This is a genomic window from Thalassospira indica (genome assembly GCF_003403095.1).
In the GTDB taxonomy this organism is placed as follows: Bacteria; Pseudomonadota; Alphaproteobacteria; order Rhodospirillales; family Thalassospiraceae; genus Thalassospira; species Thalassospira indica.
In genome coordinates this window covers 3,059,899-3,075,703 of record NZ_CP031555.1, presented here as the reverse complement: position 1 = coordinate 3,075,703, position 15,805 = coordinate 3,059,899, and the positions used below count along the sequence as shown (strand labels likewise).

Genomic DNA, 15,805 nt, shown 5'->3' with positions numbered 1-15,805 from the left:
AAGTTGAAAATTTGTATTGATGTACTGCCGTGTAAACAGTTCGGATAGACATAAGAAAAAGTAGGGTATTGGTAGCGGGGCTGGGTAGCGTTCAAGAAATAAATTCTCGTAAGTCATTGATTAACAAGAAATACATATGAGAATTCGTGGGAGACTGCCTCGTTGGTAGGGGTCCTCGGCTACCAATTAAATAAGCCCTGCACCTGACGGTGCAAGGCTTATTTCATTTGTATCCTTGGATTGGGCTAGCCCCCCAGAAAAGAACAAGGGTTCGCGAGAAAGCGAGGCACGCAGCTTTCGAGAGATATCGCACATCGTGCGATGGTCCGCCGGGCTTCGTCCCAGGATAAAAAGCAGCCCAAAGGCTGATTTTTACAATTCCCTCCTTGGTTATCAATTAATCAAGCCTGCAAAATCAGCTTTGCAAGCTTCAGCTTCCTACTCATCATGCGGCTAAAATGAACTGGGCCCAACTTTCATTTTCAATTTTAAGTGTTGTTAGGTTTATATGATTGATAAGGTTTTATTAGTGTTTCCTTGATGATGAATGGTGGCCTATGGAGTTTTATGAACTTGATAGCTTCATTGATTCAATGAAGAGAATTGAATTGTTTCTGTCGGAACTTGCGGCGCGTGAAGTTGAGTTGAAATATTCTAGTGCGCTTGGGATGCGTGGGTGGGAAAGATACGAAGATATTAAAAAAAAAATCTGGAAGAATTTGAGAATAAACTTTTTGCCGTAATTCGCTTGTCGAAGTTTATTGATCAGAGCATTCATGAGCGAATCAATTCTGTAGTGTCAGAAGGTGACATTTCTAGGGGTATAAGTAAAATCTCTGTTGGATTGCGTGTGATGGATATGAAGAACCAGCGTGATTTAGCATTTAGGAGATTTGCTTTCAGTTTTATTGATACTTTCATGGATACAATAAGGTATCTAATTCCTAATATTTTTTCGAGAAAAGGTGTGTTTATTTTTAACGAAGAAGACGTTTCTTTGTCTTCTTTGCTTGTTGGCATGCACAGATTGATTGCGGCTGTGAGTGATTTGGATGACTTGTATTCAAGAAAATACTTTGGTGGTAATGAATCTTTTAAACCACAAAATATAGATATTGAAAGTGTGCTGAAGAAAATTGATATGTCGATAATACTTGTTTCTGAAGATTATCGCATAAATCAAGATATTAGGGATAGGATTGTTAGTTATTTAGAGGCGACCAAAGTCGATTTATCTTCTGGCACTCCTTCATGGAAAAAGATAATCGGTGCTCTTGTTATCGTTTCAACAATTCTAAGTGGTTTTGCTGATGCCCCTGAGGCTTTGGATAACATTCAGAATGCAATTTCTGAGATTCTCGGAAAATCAATTAATGAACAAAGCCCGAATTTGATACCGAAACATAATCCAATCCCAAAGATTACAAAGACGTGAATTTCAAGAAAAGGGAGCAGTCCCCCTTTTGCCTCAACGGTTAAAGCGCCTTCCGCCCAGCCTCCTCAAGGAAGCTCGAAACCGCGCGCTTGCCGTATTTCGCTTCAATCAAATCAATCAGGTTCGCATCAAGGGTCAGGTTGATCCGGCGCTTTTTCCCCGGAATGGTCGCGGTAATGGCGACAATACCGACGGCACCGTCTTCAAGCTCGACAACCGGCGAGGGGGTCGGGATGTCTTCGCCATCGGCATGCATGCCTTCGATGTGGAAGTTAAGGGCCTCTGTGCCCAACTCCACCAATTCCGTCATTGTATCAGCAGCAGAGACGCAACCAGGGAAATCCGGAAAGGAAATCCCGAAGCCGCTATCATCGTCAGTGTGGACCAAACCCCAATAGGTCTGTTTCATTCTGTTGCAATCCTGTTTTCCTGTGTTCGTCAGGAATCGGAAAGCCATTTACAGCAGCTTTATACCCGATTGCCTTTCAATGCTTTTTACTGTGCCCTTTGGGATATCCCGCTTGGGGTGTGGCACTGTCACGCGCCCCGGTTTTGTCGGGTGCGTTAGCTGATGGTGACTGCCTTTCGTGCGAACGATTTCCCAGCCATCATCTTTCAGCCGTTTGAGTATTTCCCTGCTATCCATGGCCCCCTTTCGTTACTTATATGCGCATTATGCGTATTTGTCGTGGCGGTGTCAATTTATATGCGCATAATGCGCACTATGTGTGATTGTTTTATTACTTTGAACTCCATGAAACGAGCAACTTCATCGGTATGCAGCCTTCCCATCCTACCAGCGTATAGATATAATCAGAGCTACACTCTGTTTGGGAAGCCCACGCCTACCGATGCCTGACGCCGTTCATTTTTTTATTCCCCTATTCCTTGCCATCATTGCCGTTGTTGCGTGGGTCTATGCGGCCCGTTTGCGCAGGCGCGAACGGGCGCGCCAAGACCTTTCTGATGCCGTGATGGCGAAGATTTCCGACGGTATCGTGACGCTTGGCGCGGATGGTTCTGTGCAGCATCTTAACGCAGCCGCCACAGCAATGTTTGGCCGGACGGGGGAAGAGGTTTCAGGGCTTAATCTTGCCGACCTACTGCCGGGCTTTTCCATCAGCGGCGATGCAAAGCCAAAAATCGAATACCGAACCGACGCCGTTCGCGCGGGCGGTTCGACTTTTCCGGTTACGGTGACGCTATTGGCGCTGAGGGACGGACGCGAGACCGTGCTGATCGTGCGTGATCTTTCGCGTATCCGGCCGGGCGCCACCGAGGAAGAGCAACGCTTCAAGCAAAGCCAGTATTTTGCCCGCATCGGGACCTGGGACTGGCGCGTGGATACCGACGAACTTTATTGGTCAGACGCGATTTATGGTATGTTTGGCTATAAACCGGGCGAGGTGACGCCGACCTATTCCCTGTTTTGTGATGCGGTGCATGCCGACGACAAGGAGCGCGTGCGCGCAGGTGAAATCCGCTGCATTGAAACCGGCGAAAACCACGACGAGGAGTACCGCGTGGTTTGGCCGGATGGCACCATCCGCTGGCTGCGTGAAACGGGTAATGTCACCAAAAACAAGGCTGGCAAAACCATCAAAATGATGGGTGTCGTGCGCGACATTACCGAGGAACGCGCCGAAACCGATCAAATCCGTAACCTTGCTTTCCATGACCCACTGACCCGGTTGCCCAACCGGATCATCTTCGAGGACCGGCTGCGCAAGGCAATGGATCGCGCCAAGCGCAACAAAAAGCGGGTTGCGGTGGTGTTTATCGATCTGGATGGCTTCAAACCGATCAATGATAAACTCGGCCATGCTGCGGGTGACAGTATTCTGATCAATACCGGGCAGCGGTTGATCAATTCCGTTCGGGCGTCTGACTCTGTCGCCCGCATCGGGGGGGACGAGTTTACGGTTATTTTGGAGGACCTTGAAACCAATGCCGAGGTCCATGGTATTGCCGACAAGATCCTTGGTGCCATAGGCGCGCCGATGGAATTGGGGGAGGGCAGCTATCGCGTCGGCGCCAGCATTGGTATCGCGATTTATCCCGAACATGCCAGAACACTTGATACCCTGATCCATATTGCCGATCAGGCGATGTATGCCGCCAAGGCAGAGGGCACGAACCTTTATCGCATCGGTTGGGAGATGGCAGATTGAATACCGATAACATCGAAATACGCCCCGCCACCCGTGATGACCGGGATGCCTGGGAAGGTTTGTTTCGCGACTATATGGTGTTTTATGGCTGTGTGGATTCTGAATCCGCACTCGACACCACCTGGGGCTGGATCATTGATCCTGATGGCCCCATGGAATGCTTGTTGGCCGTCAAGGATGGGCAGGTTGTCGGCCTTGCGCAATACCGTGCAGTGCCCGAAACCCTGACCGGCAGCTGGTTCGGCCATCTCGACGACCTTTTCGTCGCCCCCGAGGCCCGCGGCGCGGGCGTGGCAAATAGCCTGATGACAAAGCTCGGCGAGGTCGCCCGTGATCGCGGCTGGTTCAAACTGACCTGGATCACCGCAGAAGACAACGCAACCGCCCGCAGGCTTTATGACCAGATCGCAAACGCCTCAGACTGGGTGGTTTATGAGCAGATGCTCGCGGATTGAGGGCTGAGTGGCTGCTATCCGCTCTTCCTTCGCACCAGTCGCCCATCAATCACCGCCAGTCCAGCACCAATCACGACCATTCCGATCATGTGCTGCCCCAAAAGCACTTCGCCCAGAAAGCCGACCCCCAGCAAAATCGCACTGACCGGGATTAGGAAGGTGACAAGCAGCAGGTTGCTTGCCCCGGCACGCTTGAGGATCGCGAAATAAAGGATATAGGCGAGTGCTGTGCTGAGCGTTGCAAAGCCGAGCACGGCAAGGATGGTGCTGGTGGTGGGAACCGGCAGGTGCCATGGCTGGTCAATCATGATTGACAGCGGCAGGAGCATGAGGCTCGACGCGCTGGTCATGCCGGCTGCGGTCAGGATCGGCGGGGTGGAGGCAAAACGTCTGCCAAACACCCCGGCACAGCCATAGCTGAACGCGGCAAGCAATACGGCACCCGGCGCAAGCAGGCCCAAGCTGTTGGCCGATGTCGGCAGGCCGAAAATCACAATGACGCCGCCAAACCCGATCAGCACACCGATCATTTTGCGCAAGGTGAGCTTCTCGCTGTCTGTCGCGATATGGGCAATCACTAGGGTGAAGAGCGGGGTGGTGGCATTCAGGATCGCGGCAAGGCTGCTGGTGATTTGTGTCTGGCTCCAGACAATCAGGCAAAAGGGTATCAGGTTGTTAAGCCCGCCCATCACGGCAACGCCCGCCCAGAATTTCGGATCACGCGGGATGGCAATATCGCGTAACAATACCACCCACCACAGAACCATGGTCGCAATCGAGACCCGGCAGAGCACAAGCGTCAGGGGCGGCAGATCGCCAAGCGCGATTTCGGTAAAGAAAAACGAGCCGCCCCACAGGATCGATAGTGAGATCAGCATCAACCAGCTGACGCGGTCCATTGGTTGGGTGGGCGGTTGCTTGGGCTGCAAGCCACCTGCGGTAGAGAGGTTTCTTTGGCCATCAATACCGCGATGTTTCGGGCGGGAAGACAGTTCCATATCAAGCGATATCAAACGTGTGGTGTTTTCATGGGGCAGCATCGCAGGCTCCGTCGATCTGTTGGTGACCAACGAAGATTAGGCGGATTGTTTTTTTGCTGCTCGCCAGTTTCGGACCTGAAGGTGGGATCAAAAAAAACGGGGCCCAAGCGGCCCCGTTTTAATCATCAGACAATCAGGTGTCCTATTCCGCCGCGAGGGTTTTATTCCTCATACCAATGAACTTTGGAAGCCGCGCAAAGATCGTGATGTTGCCCAGCAACACCATCGCAAGGCCGGTCGCGCCAATTGGCGTCCAGACATAGCCTTCAAGGAAGGTTGAGACCGTCAGGGCCACAACCGGGAACAGGACGGTGACATAGGCTGCGCGGCCCGCACCAACCCGGTTGACCAGTGCCAGATAGGCGATAAAGGCCACGACCGATCCCGGAATGGCAAGGTACAGCAATCCACCGATATAAAGCGGCTCTGTCGGCATCACCGGCGTCTGGCCGCGCAGCATGGCAAAGATGAACAGCAGGATGGTGCCATAGACCATGCCACGCGCAACCGCATCGCGGTTGGGGATGCCCATGCGGTTGAGCTTGACCGATACCATGTTGCCGCAGCTAAACACCGCTGTACCGCCAAGCGCGAACAGCATGCCAGTGATCGCATCGGCATTATGCGACAGGGCGTAGATCTGATTGGCAAACAAACAGACAATGCCAGCCAGTCCAAACGCCGCACCAATGACAAAGCGCAAACCGGGGCGGTTGCCATAAAAGGCCCAGTTGCCCAGCGCGTTGAAAATGGTCGAGGTGGTGAAGATGACGGCAACAATGCCACTGGCGATATAGCCGGTTGCCGAATACATCAGGATAAAGTTGATGCCAAAAAGCCCGCAGCCCAAAAGCACGATCCATGGATGGGCCTGCCAAGGCACCGGCCGCCATTTGCGGGTCAGCAACAGGAACCCGCACAGCACAGCTGCTGCCAGCGCAAAACGATAGAAGATCGAAATTTCAACCGGGATCGGTCCGATCTGAAGTTTGATTGCATACCAGGTAAATCCCCAGCAGGCGGTGACGATCACGAATAAAAGGGCAGTCATCATCGGGGCTTTCAAAACAGCACGTGCGCAAAGATTTGGTGGCGCGCGGGGACCAATCAGGGGCTTTGGGATATAATGGGGCACATCCGTGCCTGCCAATAGGCCACAACAAGCGCCATCTGGCTTTCACGTTCTTGCGGTGTTTTTCTGATTTTCAGGGAACGTTCGACGCATAAAAAGACGAAGGGCGGATACTGCACCGTATCCGCCCCTGTTTGATATTCTTGGTCAGGAAGACCGTGTCATGGCTGTTGATCGATTGGTCGCCTCGGGGATCAAGCCCTTTGGCGCAAACCGCATCACAATCAACAGGATCGCCCCCATCATCAGATACCGCATATAGGCCGCACCGGCGACCAGATGCTGGGCCAATGCTGAATCATCGCCAAGCGGGGCGGTGATCGTTGACATGAACCAGTTGCCAAACGGCTCTGCCTCGACCCACAGGAACCAGATGATGAACCCACCCAGGATCGAGCCCCAATTGTTGCCCGAGCCACCCAGGATCACCATCACCCAGATCAGGAAGGTATAGCGTAGCGGGATGTAACTGGTCGGTGTCAACTGACCGTCAAGTGTGGTCAGCATCGCACCGGCAATGCCGCACACCGCACAGCCCAGAACAAAGGTCTGCAAATGGCGGCGTTTGACATCCTTGCCCATTGCGGCCGCCGCATCGCGGTTGTCACGGATGGCGCGCATCATACGGCCCCATGGGGACTTCAGTGCACGTTCGGCAAACCACATGATGATCGCCAGCACGACGACAAACAGCACCGCATAGCACAGCTTGACGAACAGGCCGGCGGCATCGGAAACCTCGTTCGCGCCAAAGAAGTGCGCAAGATTGATGAACCATTCGCTTTCGATCAGGTCGACCTCATAGGGCACCGGGCGCGGAATGCCGGTGACGTTTTTAACGCCACGTGACAACCACTCTTCGTATTTGATGATCGCAATGATGATCTCGGAAATGCCAAGCGTTGCAATCGCCAGATAATCTGCCCGAAGGCCAAGCGCGATACGCCCGATCAGCCAGCCCGCACCAGCGGCCACCAGACCGGCAAGCGGCCATGCGACAAGCACGGGCAAACCCGCACCACCAAGATAACCGCTAAGTGCCGGATCGATACTTTCAATCGCATCGGTCGCCGGTCCAAAGAACACCCCGATCAGGAAATAGCCTACGAGCAAAAGAACAAGCGTGACCGGAAGCTTCAATGCCGGGTGCACAAAGCGGCGGGCGTAGATGACCGCAACGATGGTCGCAGCAAGGCTCAGCAAGGACAGGGCAATATCCCCACCGGCAGCGGCCCAAGCTTCGCCCACAGGCGGCATCGAGACCAGAACTGCGGTAAGGCCACCGAGGGCAGTAAAGCCCATGACACCGACATTGAACAGCCCGGCATAGCCCCACTGCATATTAACGCCAAGCGCCATTACGGCCGAGATCACACAAAGATTGAAGATGCCAAAGGCGACGTTCCAGCTTTGAAGAAAGCCGATCGCGATTAACACCAGGCACATCAGGCCATATAGGAGCGCAACTCTCTTCGTCATATTACTTTCCCACGAATAATACCGGTCGGACGGATCAGAAGAACCGCGACCAGAATGATGAAGGAGACCGCAAACTTGTAATCCGTCGACAGCAACTGCACTAGCCCATCCGGTGCCCAGTCAGCCGGGCCGAGATAGGCAAGGAACTTCTTGAACGCATAGGTTACCGTCACCTCGGAAAAGGCAACAATGAACGCGCCAAGGATCGCGCCAACCGGCTGTCCGATGCCGCCCAGAATGGTGGCAGCAAAGATCGGCAGCAAAATCTGCAAGAAGATGAACGGCTTATAGGTCTTATCAAGGCCATAAAGCGTACCGGCGATGGCGGCCAGTGCGGCGGCAATGACCCAGCAGATCATGACAACGCGTTCCGGGTTGATCCCCGAAAGCAGTGCCAGATCCTCATCATCGGAATAGGCGCGCATTGCCTTGCCCGAACGGGTTTTTTGCAAGAACCAGAACAGCCAGGCCACAACGACGGCCGTAACAACCACGGTGATCAACTGGCTTTGTTTGATCGCAATGCCTTCATCAACGCCAAGGGCCTTGCGGCTGTCAAATGCGCCGATGATAAAGCGCTGCCCATCGGCAAAGCTTTGATCAGCCGGGCCAATGACGATACGGATGATACCGGCAATCAGGAACATCACCCCGACCGAAACGATGGCAAACACAATCGGGTTGGAGCGTTGCTTGCGATAGAACCGGAAAACCATCCGATCCATCACAAGGGCCATGCTGATTGTCGCCAGAACACCAATTGGCAGGGCCAAAAGGGCGGTCGGGAACGGGGCGATAGAAACACCCATATTCTGCAGGAACCAGGTGACCAGGATCGTGATCATGGCCCCGAATGACATCAACTCGCCATGTGCGAAGTTGGCAAACCGCAGAATGCCGAAAATAAGTGTGACGCCAAGCGCCCCAAGGGCGAGCTGCGCACCATAGGCAGTCGCTGGAACGACCACAAAATTGGCAAACAGCGCAAGTGCGTTAAGGATTTCCATTCAATACCCCATTTATCCGCCCAGGAAGGACCGGCGGACTTCTTCGTTGGCGAGAAGGGCTTCGCCCGTATCGGTGAACCGGTTGCGTCCCTGTACCAGAACGAAACCGTGATCGGCGATCTCCAGGGCCTGACGGGCATTCTGTTCGACCATCAGGATGGCGACGCCGGTTTTGGCGACTTCCAGAATCTTGTCAAACAGTTCATCCATCACGATCGGCGAGACACCCGCCGTCGGTTCATCAAGCATCAGGAGTTTGGGCCGCGTCATCAGCGCCCTGCCAACGGCAACCTGCTGACGCTGACCACCGGAAAGCTCACCTGCGGGTTGGTTGCGTTTTTCGCCAAGAATTGGAAACAGATCGAAAATCTGTTGCTTGGTTTCCTCAATCCCGTCGTCTTTGCGGATGAAGGCCCCATATCGAGGTTTTCTTCCACCGTCATGGAAACGAAAACGTTGCGGTTCTGCGGAACAAAGCCCATGCCCTCTGGCACGCGTTCCTGCGGGGCAAGGTTGGTAATATCCTTGCCATCCAGAACGACCGACCCTTCACGCAGGTTCAGCATCCCGAACACCGCCTTCATGGCTGTTGATTTGCCCGCACCATTGGGGCCGACAACGACAGCAATCTCGCCTTTTTCGACGGTGATGGTGCAGTCATGCAGGATGTCACTGCCGCCATAGCCGCCGGTCATACCGGTTGCGCTCAGAAAACTCATGACGGTACCTTCCGTTCATGCTTGCGACCTGTGCCGAGATACGCCTCGATGACCTCCTCGTTATTCTTGACCTCTTCGATCGTCCCTTGCGTCAGGAGTTTGCCCTCCGCCATGACGATCACCGGGTCACACAGCCGCGCAATGAAGTCCATGTCATGCTCGATCAAACAAAATGTATAGCCGCGCTCTTCATTAAGGCGCTTGATCGAGGTCGCAATGGTATTGAGCAACGTACGGTTCACGCCCGCACCAACTTCGTCGAGGAAGACAATCTTCGGCTCGACCATCATGGTTCGACCCAGTTCAAGAAGCTTCTTCTGACCACCCGAAAGATTGCCGGCCAACTCATGCTTGATGTGGTCAATCTCAAGGAAATCAATAACTTCAAGCGCGCGCTCGTAGTTTTTGGCCTCGATCTCTTTGACGCGTGAATAGTTAAACCAGCTATGGCGCAGTTGTTCGCCCGGTTGTTCGCCGGGAACCACCATCAGATTATCCAGCACGCTCAGTGTCGAGAATTCGTGCGCAATCTGGAAGGTACGCAAAAGGCCTTTGTGGAAAAGTTCGTGCGGCTCAAGGTGGGTAACATCTTCATTATCAAGGAATATTTTCCCCGATGACGGCGGAAAAACGCCCGCGATAATATTGAAGAGTGTTGTTTTTCCCGCACCGTTCGGCCCGATCAGGCCGGTTATGGAGCCTTTTTCAATGGAGAGCGATACGCCATCGACCGCCTGAATGCCGCCAAAGTTCTTGGCGATGTTTTCAACCCGTATCATTGGGAGTTTTTGACCCCTGTCATTCTATCCGTCCCGGGTGTCTTCGCCGATTGGTATGATGAAGCCCGGTAATAGAGGAACTGCCAGAGACCGAAGTCCCTGACAGTTCCAGCGTCGTTGGTGATCAAAGGATGATCGGCTTAGTGGTACATCTCCGTTTCCCACTTGCCGCCCTTGATTTCCGTTTCACGGAAGCTACCAGCGGACTCGCCCGGCTCAATCAGTTCGAGCGCAGTACCACCGACATAGTCAATGTCACCACCATCAGCGAGAATCTGAAGCGCCTTGGCCAGTTCGCCCGGATAGATTTTCTCACCCGGTGCATTGGCGACTTTCAGAATGTGGTCTTTGTAGACCGCGCTGTCGGTCGAACCTGCGGACTGCATGGCAAGCAGCAGCAGGGCAGAAGAATCATAAGCTTCTGGAACATAGGGGTCATCGCCCTTGAAGCCCTTGCCTGATGCCAGGTCGGCCAGCATGCCTGCGCCCGGGCTATCGGTGCCCGGGTTGGTGCCGATCGAGCCGTCAAGCGCATCGCCGAAGTTATCGGTCAATGCTTCACCGACCATGCCGTCCGGCAGAACGAACTTTTCAAACGCACCGGTATCAAGCGATGCCTGAATGATGCCCTTGCCGCCCTGGTCAAGATAACCGGCAACGATCAGCACTTCACCACCTGCAGATGCCAGCGTACCGATTTCAGCAGAATAGTCGGCTTTGCCGTCTTCATGGGCTGCAACAGCGGTAATCTTGCCGCCTTTTGCTTCGTAGGCAGCCTGAATGGCGTCGGCAAGACCCTTGCCATAATCGTTGTTGGTATAAGTCAGTGCTGCCGACTTGATGCCGCGGCGATCAAGAACATCTGCGATGATCTGGCCCTGACGTGCATCCGACGGTGCAGTACGGAAGAAGTAACCGTCATCCTCGATTGACGACAGTGCCGGCGATGTTGCCGACGGCGAAATCATGACGATGCCGTTTGCGCGGACAACGTTATTAAGGATGGCCGTGGTCGCACCCGAACAGGTCGCACCGTTGATGCCGTGAACACCATCAGAGGTCACCAAACGGTTGGCGGCAGCCGTTGCCGCGGCAGCATCGATACAGGTGCTATCACCGCGTACCGACACAACCTCGCGCCCGCCCAGCAAAAGACCGCTGTCAGATACTTCCTTGATGGCCAGTTCACCGCCCATAGCCATCGGCTTGACGAGCGATTCCGTCGGGCCGGTGAAGCCTTGCAGCATGCCGATCTTTACCTGTTCCTGCGCAGCGGCACCGCCAATGATCGCCGTGGACAATGCAGCCGATAGGAGGAGGGTAGAGAGTTTTCCCATAGTGTAGCCTTCCCTGTTTTATTGGGCCTTTATATTCGTGGGGCAGTATACAGAAAACACAACGCGTTTCCAGTTTCTTAACTTTAAGTTACAAAATCGCTCTTGCATATGGGGCGGGTTGCGGCAGGTTTCGCGATCAAACGGACGGGCGCAGGTGTGGCTGAGTTCACACCTGTGATTGCGTGATGTCACGGTGAGCAATGGCCGCTGGATGTGGGGCACAGCAAGGGGCTTTGATGCCCGGGTGATCAGGCAAACACTCGCATGCCGCGTTCGGAAATCTTGCGGAACCCGGCAACGACATGTTCGGCCAATGCCTCCTCGACCGCGCCATGGCCATCGCGTTTGGCAAGGGTCATGCGGTATTCGCCGATTTCCGGCAGGCCGTGCGCCGGGCCAAGATGCACCAGATCGTCTGAAATCACACTGATCGGTAGCGGCGCAATCGCCAGATCGGCACGCACGGCGGCAATCTGTGCCTGGCAAAACTCGCTGGTATAGGCGATGCGGTAATTTACCCCGGCATCATCAAGCGCCTTCAATGCCATGGTCCGCCAGTAGCAACCCGGTTCGGCCATTGAAACGGGCAGGGGGCGCTTGTCAATCGCACTGCCATGGCGCGCACCCAGCCACACCAACGGTTCGGAATGGATCGGTGCTTGACGATCAAGCTCCGCATCAAAGCTGAAGACCGCGATATCGAGATCACCTTTGTCAATCTGTTGACGCAACGTCCGGGTCGGACCGAGATGGACGTCGATATCCACATGCGGATGGGTTTGTGCAAACCGTCTGAGGATTTCGGGAATGGCGACAATACCGGTGTCATTGGGCACACCCAGCCGCACGGTGCCGGAAAATTCAGGGGTATGGAAATGCGACATCGCCTCGTCATTGAGTTTCAGCAAACGTCGCGCATAGCCCAGCAAAACCTCGCCATCCTCGGTCATGGTGACCTTGCGGGTTTCGCGTTTAAACAATTCGCGTCCGACCATGGTTTCAAGTTTTTTGACCTGAAGGCTGATGGCAGAAGCGCTGCGATGAACCTTTTCAGCCGCACGTGAAAAGTTACCCGTTTCGCAGATCGCGACAAAGGTCCGTGCAAGGTCGAGATCAAGATTATGAATTGCATTGGTCGGGGAATTCATCGCCGGTCTCTTTCCTGTTGGCCGCAAAGCCGGGCGCTAGATATCTATGAGTTTTTCTAATGAATAAGATTAAATCTTCTCGTTTGATTAATTAATGAGGAATCCTCAATCTGAGATCAACATTGATTGGAGATGCTCATTATGAAAACGATGATGTCCTATTCCTATGACCCGATTTCCTGTGTGTCCGATGTATCCAAAGCCGCAGCAAAGCCGCTTGGTCTGTTCGGTCATCTGCGCGCTGCAATTGGTGCCTGGCGTGCAGAGCGCCAAGTCCGGAAGGCAGATGCAGCAGGTCTGACCATTGGTACGAAAGCCACGCGTAAATTGTCGGACCTGACAGCCGCTGAACTGTACGAGGCGCGGTTTGACCGAGGTGATCGATTTGCCCGGTCCAGTTTCACCCAGTCCAGTTTCACCCAATCCGGTTTGCTCAGGGCCGGTGATGTGTTGTCAGGGATGGTTCTGGCTTGGCCGAAACCATCCGACAAAAATCGCTGACAATATCGCCCGTTTCCTGATTTCCGGCCAACTGGATCGCCGGATGACCGCGCTTGCAGCCTTGTTCAAGCCGCTTGATCTTCCCTGCGGTAACACGTTGAAAAACCGGATCGTGAAATCGGCGATATTGGATTCCCTTGGGGGTGGTAGCGGTCATCCAACCGATGCGCAAAAACATCTTTATAGTGCCCGGGCCTTTGGCCGCAGCTCGGGCATTTCCGGTCGCCAGCGCTTTGACGTGTTGCTGTCTTTTCACATTCTTGCGCAAAACAGGGCTGCGTTGCATTTGCATTGCTTTGCAAATTCTGATCGCAATGCGATGATGTCATCTTAAGTTCAGGAACATTAAATGGCAGAGACCGCTTCAGCCTTTCAGCCCAACGGGCGTTATCAGAAGTTTGAAGTCTTCAATCAGTTGATTGGGGATGCAAACCTGTTACGCGCGGGCGACTTTGGCGAAAGCATTTCGGTTGCCCATTGGCGGCGCAATGCCGATGTTCTGACCCGGTATACCGATCCGGATCATCACACCATCAGCCTCTATGTGAATGGCGGGACAGGTATCCAGCGCAAGATCGGTGTTGACCCGATGAGTGGCGGGGGCCCCGGCCGGTGCTGTTTGATGCCAGCGTATCTGACCTCGGACTGGCTGGTTCATGGCGAGGTGGAGCTGTTTCACGTTTATATCCCGCATGCTTCCTGGGACCGTGCGGTGGTCGAGGCCTTTGATATTGAACCCAATGCCGTCGAAGTCCCTGAAAAGACATTCTTCCTTGATCCGCTGATTGAGCAGACCGTCCGGCAGGCGATGCTGCCGCTTGATTGGGATGTGCCGGCGGACCGGATGGCGATGTCGAATGCCGGGCAGCTTTTGATGGGCCATATGTTGCGCAGTTATTCGACGCGCCGGGATCTTGGTTTCAAGGTTCGGGGTGGGTTGTCACCTGCGATCAAGCGTCGGGTCTTTGATTTTGTCGATGCCAACCTTGATCAGCCGCTCACGATCGAGGAACTGGCCGAAGTTGCCGATTTGTCGGCCTACCACTTTGCCCGCATGTTTCGTAAAACCGTGGGCGAGGCACCGCACAAATTCGTTCTGCGCCGCCGGATCGAAACTGCGATGCATATGCTGCGTGTTGGCAGCGCCCCGGTTGCCGAAATTGCGCTTGCGACCGGTTTTTCCAGTCAGGCCCATCTAACCACCCGGTTTAGCCGTTTTACCGGCCTGACCCCTGCGAAATATCGCAGCATCTCCCGCTGACATCATTCCATTGAATTCTTTGGCGCCTGATCAAGTGAATTGATCGGGCTGCATCTTGTTGTTCCGCCCTTGGTTCGGGCGGCCAAAATGATGCCTGCTTGGCCTGTATTCGCCCCAATCTTGTTGCGTGATCTTGTTTTGACCCATGACAAGTTCCCGCAATGGATGGGTGACGAATTTGTTTAATCAATTGAAAATAAACGATTTTACAGGCTTGAGAATTTCGTTGACAAGATAGAGGCGAGATACCTAGAATTTCAAAGGAACTAAAATATCAATTTTGGCAAAAGCCAATCCATCGGGAGGACATCTCTAATGAAGCTCACTATGAAATCACTCGGAATGTGTGCGGTGCTTGCAAGTGCACTGGCCGCAACCATGCCGGCAAATGCGACGACGACCCTTCGGATCGGGACCGTTCTGGCCCCGAATGATCCGATGGGGCAGGGACTTGAAAAATTCAAAACGGACGTGGAAAAGGCCACCAATGGCGAAGTGGAGATCGAGGTCTTCCACAACTCGCAGCTTGGTGACACCACCGAAATGATCGATCAGGCGCGTGCAGGTGCTGCTGTCGGCACTGTGACCGATGTTGCGCGTTTGTCCAGCTTTGTGCCGTCGCTTGCGATCATGTCGGCACCTTTCCTGTTTGATACCTATGAACAGGCCGACAAATTTGCCCTTTCGGACGAATATATTTCCTGGGGCGAGGAACTGCGCGAAAAATCCGGCCTCGTGATGATTGCCTCGAACTGGTATCAGGGCGCGCGTCATGCCCTGACGCAAAAGCCGATTTCAAGCCCGGCTGATCTTTCGGGCGTGCGCATGCGGACCATCGGCGCACCGGTCTGGATTGAAACCATCCGCGCCATGGGTGCAGAACCGACCCCGATTGCATGGGGCGAAGTCTATAGCGCCCTTCAGCTTGGCACCATTGATGCCGCCGAAGCCCAGCCGACCGCGATCTGGAACGCCAAGCTTTATGAAGTCATCAAAAACGTCACCAAAACCGGCCATATCCAGCTTGTCACCGCCCTCGTTGTCGGTGCCGACGCCTGGGATGAAATTTCACCGGAAAACCAGAAAATCGTTCGCGATCTGGCGGTGGAAGATGGTCGTTATGCTTCTGGCCTGACGATTGAACTCGGTGAAAAGGCGCTTGAAGATGTCGCGGCAAGCGGCGTTACCGTCAGCGAAGTCGATCTTGCACCGTTCAAGGAAGCCGTGAAACCGGTTTACCAGATGCTTGATCTCGAAGCAGAAGCTGCTGTTGTTAACAAGGTTCTTGGCCGCTAAGCGCCACTTTCCTTGATCTTGCCTTGCGAAAGTGCGTTGCCTTAT

Annotated in this window: 18 protein-coding genes; 7 read left to right on the top strand and 11 right to left on the bottom strand. The window is 53.9% G+C overall.

Features of this window, described 5'->3' with window-relative positions:
• Positions 1–853 precede the first annotated feature (853 nt).
• Complete coding sequence (locus DY252_RS14550) at positions 854–1,435, top strand: hypothetical protein (protein WP_129542742.1); 582 nt, start codon at positions 854–856, stop codon at positions 1,433–1,435.
• Between the two features lie 40 nt (positions 1,436–1,475).
• Here the strand turns inward: DY252_RS14550 and DY252_RS14545 are convergent, their stop codons facing one another.
• Together DY252_RS14545 and DY252_RS14540 are read right to left on the bottom strand one after the other, a co-directional pair.
• The gene (locus DY252_RS14545; RefSeq protein WP_064789799.1) at positions 1,476–1,844 is read right to left on the bottom strand and encodes a type II toxin-antitoxin system HicB family antitoxin; all 369 of its coding nucleotides are present in this window, start codon (positions 1,842–1,844) and stop codon (positions 1,476–1,478) included.
• 48 nt (positions 1,845–1,892) lie between these two features.
• A complete protein-coding gene (locus DY252_RS14540) occupies positions 1,893–2,081 on the bottom strand; it encodes a type II toxin-antitoxin system HicA family toxin (RefSeq protein ID WP_082923557.1) in 189 nt (62 codons plus the stop codon).
• 205 nt (positions 2,082–2,286) lie between these two features.
• Between DY252_RS14540 and DY252_RS14535 the strand changes: the two genes are divergently transcribed.
• Both DY252_RS14535 and DY252_RS14530 read left to right on the top strand, forming a co-directional pair.
• Entirely contained in the window at positions 2,287–3,606 is a 1,320-nt protein-coding gene (locus DY252_RS14535) for a diguanylate cyclase domain-containing protein (RefSeq protein WP_064789800.1), read from the top strand.
• Positions 3,603–4,061: a GNAT family N-acetyltransferase gene (locus tag DY252_RS14530; protein ID WP_082923558.1), complete on the top strand. Its 459-nt coding sequence runs from the start codon at positions 3,603–3,605 to the stop codon at positions 4,059–4,061. The genes DY252_RS14535 and DY252_RS14530 overlap by 4 nt, the downstream gene beginning before the upstream one ends.
• A 14-nt stretch (positions 4,062–4,075) precedes the next feature.
• Here the strand turns inward: DY252_RS14530 and DY252_RS14525 are convergent, their stop codons facing one another.
• The 9 genes from DY252_RS14525 to DY252_RS14490 form a co-directional block, all read right to left on the bottom strand.
• The gene (locus DY252_RS14525; RefSeq protein ID WP_174713882.1) at positions 4,076–5,101 is read right to left on the bottom strand and encodes a DMT family transporter; all 1,026 of its coding nucleotides are present in this window, start codon (positions 5,099–5,101) and stop codon (positions 4,076–4,078) included.
• A gap of 142 nt (positions 5,102–5,243) precedes the next feature.
• Positions 5,244–6,155, bottom strand: a complete 912-nt coding sequence (locus tag DY252_RS14520) for a DMT family transporter (protein WP_231959773.1) — start codon at positions 6,153–6,155, stop codon at positions 5,244–5,246.
• Positions 6,156–6,380: 225 nt separating this feature from the next.
• Positions 6,381–7,712 carry a branched-chain amino acid ABC transporter permease gene (locus tag DY252_RS14515; RefSeq protein WP_064789801.1) on the bottom strand — a complete coding sequence of 444 codons (1,332 nt, stop codon included), beginning with the start codon at positions 7,710–7,712 and terminating at the stop codon, positions 6,381–6,383.
• On the bottom strand, positions 7,709–8,719 hold the full coding sequence (locus DY252_RS14510; protein ID WP_064789802.1) for a branched-chain amino acid ABC transporter permease: 1,011 nt from the start codon (positions 8,717–8,719) through the stop codon (positions 7,709–7,711). The genes DY252_RS14515 and DY252_RS14510 overlap by 4 nt, the downstream gene beginning before the upstream one ends.
• A 12-nt stretch (positions 8,720–8,731) precedes the next feature.
• Positions 8,732–9,070: an ATP-binding cassette domain-containing protein gene (locus DY252_RS22535; RefSeq protein WP_281269052.1), complete on the bottom strand. Its 339-nt coding sequence runs from the start codon at positions 9,068–9,070 to the stop codon at positions 8,732–8,734.
• The gene (locus DY252_RS22530) at positions 8,989–9,438 is read right to left on the bottom strand and encodes an ATP-binding cassette domain-containing protein (protein ID WP_245960849.1); all 450 of its coding nucleotides are present in this window, start codon (positions 9,436–9,438) and stop codon (positions 8,989–8,991) included. The genes DY252_RS22535 and DY252_RS22530 overlap by 82 nt, the downstream gene beginning before the upstream one ends.
• A complete protein-coding gene (locus tag DY252_RS14500; RefSeq protein ID WP_064789804.1) occupies positions 9,435–10,217 on the bottom strand; it encodes an ABC transporter ATP-binding protein in 783 nt (260 codons plus the stop codon). The genes DY252_RS22530 and DY252_RS14500 overlap by 4 nt, the downstream gene beginning before the upstream one ends.
• 140 nt (positions 10,218–10,357) lie before the next feature.
• Positions 10,358–11,554 carry an ABC transporter substrate-binding protein gene (locus DY252_RS14495; RefSeq protein ID WP_064789805.1) on the bottom strand — a complete coding sequence of 399 codons (1,197 nt, stop codon included), beginning with the start codon at positions 11,552–11,554 and terminating at the stop codon, positions 10,358–10,360.
• Between the two features lie 248 nt (positions 11,555–11,802).
• Positions 11,803–12,702, bottom strand: coding sequence for a LysR substrate-binding domain-containing protein (locus tag DY252_RS14490; RefSeq protein ID WP_064789806.1), 900 nt, complete (start codon positions 12,700–12,702; stop codon positions 11,803–11,805).
• A gap of 141 nt (positions 12,703–12,843) precedes the next feature.
• Between DY252_RS14490 and DY252_RS14485 the strand changes: the two genes are divergently transcribed.
• From DY252_RS14485 to DY252_RS14470, 4 genes are all read left to right on the top strand, one after another.
• Positions 12,844–13,203, top strand: coding sequence for a hypothetical protein (locus DY252_RS14485; RefSeq protein ID WP_064789807.1), 360 nt, complete (start codon positions 12,844–12,846; stop codon positions 13,201–13,203).
• 43 nt (positions 13,204–13,246) lie between these two features.
• Positions 13,247–13,537 (top strand): hypothetical protein, encoded by a 291-nt coding sequence (locus DY252_RS22365; RefSeq protein WP_064789808.1) that lies wholly within the window; start codon positions 13,247–13,249, stop codon positions 13,535–13,537.
• Between the two features lie 15 nt (positions 13,538–13,552).
• Positions 13,553–14,464 (top strand): helix-turn-helix domain-containing protein, encoded by a 912-nt coding sequence (locus tag DY252_RS14475; RefSeq protein WP_082923559.1) that lies wholly within the window; start codon positions 13,553–13,555, stop codon positions 14,462–14,464.
• 315 nt (positions 14,465–14,779) lie between these two features.
• Positions 14,780–15,760, top strand: coding sequence for a C4-dicarboxylate TRAP transporter substrate-binding protein (locus tag DY252_RS14470; protein ID WP_165374911.1), 981 nt, complete (start codon positions 14,780–14,782; stop codon positions 15,758–15,760).
• Positions 15,761–15,805 lie beyond the last annotated feature (45 nt).